Raw genomic sequence first — 3,327 nt, 5'->3', positions numbered from 1 at the left:
GAGTATAATAATTAGATGTATAATAAATACCAGAGGTGATAGACGGTGAAACCTTTTATAGACAGGGAAAAAGAACTGCAATCTCTGGAATCGGAATACCGGCGCTGCGGATCTTCATTTGTAGTGCTCTACGGCCGCCGGCGTGTGGGAAAAACAGCGCTGCTGCGTGAGTTTGTGAAAAACAAACCCGCTCTGTACTTTCTCGCTACGGAGGAAAATGAAGCTCAAAACAGAGGAGCCTTTCAGGAGCTGGCTGCTGAATTTTCAGGAAACGACCTTTTACGGGAAGCATCGCTGAAAAGCTGGGACCCTATTTTCAGTATACTGTCCACGTTTTCCTCCAATGACAAAATAATAATAGTCATTGACGAGTTCCAGTATATAGCTGGATCGCAGCCGGCATTTCCATCAATATTGCAGAAGATATGGGATGGAATACTCGAAGGTAAAAATATCATGCTGATCCTATGCGGCTCGCTCATCTCAATGATGGAATCACAGGTGCTGAACTACTCGAGCCCACTTTATGGCAGGAGGACGGCGCAGATAAAACTTCAGCAAATCCCCTTCCGCTATTACAGAGAGTTCTTTCCGCAAAAGACGCTTCGTGAGCAGATGGAGCTCTATGCAGTGACCGGTGGAGTACCGAAATATATTGAAACATTCCTTGACGGCGACGACATTTTTAGCATGATCCAACAAAATATACTGCGTAGAAGCGGCTTTCTCTATGAAGAACCTCAGTTTCTTCTCGACCGCGAGTTGACGGAGACCGGCTCGTACCTATCAATATTGAAGAGCATCGCCGCTGGGCATGAAAAGCTGTCGCAGATAGCTGGAAACCTTGAAATAAAACAAACGGGGCTCACCAAATACCTCAAGACATTGATAGATATGGATCTGTTAAAACGCGAAGTTCCCGTTACAGAAGAACGGCCAGAAAAAAGCAAGCGCGGGCTCTACAGAATAAAAGATAACTATCTGCGCTTCTGGCTCCGTTTCATAGAACCATATAAGAGCTACATTGAGTTTGGAAACGAGGAGCTTGTTATGGGAAAAATCAGGGAGTCATTCGTCAGCGCCCACGCGGCCTATGTCTACGAAGACATCTGCCTTGAATGCCTGTGGAAGATGAATACTGACGGTGCGCTGCCCTTCCGCTTCACAAAAGCCGGCCGCTGGTGGGACGGCAATAATGAAATAGACCTCGTCGCATACGAACCCGCCGGTAAAAACATTCTCTTTGGTGAATGCAAATACACAAATGAAGTAACAGGCCTGCGTTTACTAACCGCACTTGAAGAAAAGGCCAAACATGTTCACTGGAATTTGGAGGACCGCAGATGTTACTTCATCATCTTCTCTCGCTCCGGCTTCAGCGAAGATCTGACCGCCGCCGCCAGAAAACGCGATGACATCCTGCTCGTCTCCGAGGAAAACTTCCCCTATTGACCAGTAAACAACAGCCCCGGAGATCATCTTTCCCGGGGCTGTCACGTTATCATTATACTTTCGAAAAATTATTTTATCGCTTTAATGACACTCTCCACCGCCTGCAGAGCGTCCGGCGGAAGGGAATCCATGCCGCCCTTTTCCGTTTCGCGCGACTTTATGAACTGTAGACGGTCGTTCATCCTGTTGGTGAAGTGCTGCTTATAAGTCCAGTTGTTGAAGTCGGGCTCAAAGCCGGGTATAAGCATATACTCTATGTCGGGGATATTGCCGAAAGATTTCCACTCGGCCTTGCCCTCGACGATCGCCTCCAATATTGAGAGCGTCGTGTTCTTCTCCACCTTCTTATCCATGAACGAGCCTGTGTTGAGGATGTAGCATTCAACGCCGTCCTCGAAGAGGGTGCGGAAGCGGATATAATCCATCGCGAGAGGATAGGTACGGAAGGGGTTCGCGTAACTTTCAATTACCAGCGCGTCGGGGTCCACTCCGGGAGCGAGGCGCTCGGCGGAGGTGCGCTTCGTCGCGAGCGTCGAGCCCATCACCGAGGCGAGCGACGGCCCTGTAAGCTTCACAACCGGCGGCAGCGTCGGGTCCTTCATGAGCCAGCATATCGCGTTGAGGGGCTCGTCTATCCTGTCTATGCGGTTCGGGGTCCAGAAGCGGGACTTCACGGCGCGGCCGTTACCGTTGCGGATATCCTCGCTGACCACCATCAGCTTTCCCTCCTCATCGCGCGTCACGCCGCAGTTCTGCAGCGACAGAAGATACTTATTGTCGGGACAGCCGATGGGATAATCCTGCATCTTGTCGAAATAGGCCGGTTCAAGGGCGATCGCGTACTTCTCCTTGACATTTATAATGACGGCGTCGTCGTGAAGCACGGTGACGTTATACTTATCCTTGTGCTTCGCGTGCGTAATGGTCGACTTTCCGGAGCCGGAGAGTCCGAATACGGCGAGGACATACTTCTTGCCGCTGCCGTCCTTCAGCTCGTAGCGTTTGAGACCGCCGTGGCAGGAGGCGTAGCCGTTGCGCGCGGCGGCGCCCCAGGCAAGCGTCAGCGTTCCCTTCTTAAACTCTCCGAAATAACGCATTCCAAGGATCGCGGCGCAGTTCTGCTCCGGCGAGAAGAAGGCAAGTCCGAGAGGATAATCAGGATGCGTCCAGTATGGGTCGGCGTAGACATAGAGGTCGCCGTCTGCCGGCAGGTCACGGGAATTTTTATAGCGCGCCGCGTATTCATCATTGAGATACTGAAAATTCAGCATCCAGCTGTAGAGATTATTTTCAAACCCCTCAGGCATCATGATGTTGGCTTTGACCATAAAATCCTCTTCAAGGCCGATGACCGCCTGCGCCGAATAAAAATGACGGAAACGGGAGTTATGTATGGCCTCGCGTAAAAGCGTCGCTAAATCCGGCACGGATACGCCGGGATGGCCGACTATCCTGCGCGCCGCGGCGCAGCGTCCAAAAATCGCGCCGTCGTTAAAGAGCAGCACGTTGGCGCCTTCGGGAAGTCCCAGCTCCGTCGGCCGGTGAACGGGCATGCCTGTCAGTTCCACTGTTCCGGGGCTGTCCTTCGCAAGCCTGTAGGCCTCCTTAAGATCCTTGACCGGAGAGACGTTATTGCCGTAAAAGGCCGTCTCTATAGTCGTCCTGATGGGTGTGACATTGAGCCTCTTGAAACTCTCCAAATCCACAAAATGCCCCTGCGTAGCCATACTTTTTCCTCCTATAATAAAGAAAATTGTAACTAATTAGTTATATTTCTGTGACCTGTCCGTAGTATACATCAATAATTAAAATTGACAAGAGTTTTGTTACAAAATATACAATTTCAGAATATTGGAATATTAACGACACAATAAC

General features: G+C 50.4%; 2 protein-coding genes. One reads left to right on the top strand and one right to left on the bottom strand.

Annotation, left to right across the window (positions count from 1 at the left end; translation table 11 throughout):
- Nucleotides 1–45: 45 nt before the first annotated feature.
- Nucleotides 46–1,452 carry an ATP-binding protein gene (locus LIO98_RS10795; RefSeq protein WP_291956792.1) on the top strand — a complete coding sequence of 469 codons (1,407 nt, stop codon included), beginning with the start codon at nucleotides 46–48 and terminating at the stop codon, nucleotides 1,450–1,452.
- A gap of 68 nt (nucleotides 1,453–1,520) precedes the next feature.
- Here LIO98_RS10795 and LIO98_RS10790 read toward each other — a convergent pair whose 3' ends face one another.
- Complete coding sequence (locus tag LIO98_RS10790; protein ID WP_291956789.1) at nucleotides 1,521–3,179, bottom strand: phosphoenolpyruvate carboxykinase (ATP); 1,659 nt, start codon at nucleotides 3,177–3,179, stop codon at nucleotides 1,521–1,523.
- Nucleotides 3,180–3,327: the final 148 nt, after the last annotated feature.

This window comes from Cloacibacillus sp. (assembly GCF_020860125.1).
Classification (GTDB): Bacteria; Synergistota; Synergistia; order Synergistales; family Synergistaceae; genus Cloacibacillus.
This window is presented reverse-complemented; position numbering and strand designations above follow the sequence as displayed.

What these genes read in the sequence shown, in the direction of transcription:
- LIO98_RS10790 (WP_291956789.1), bottom strand. Translation starts at nt 3,179, where the DNA reads ATGGCTACGCAGGGGCATTTTGTGGATTTGGAGAGTTTCAAGAGGCTC.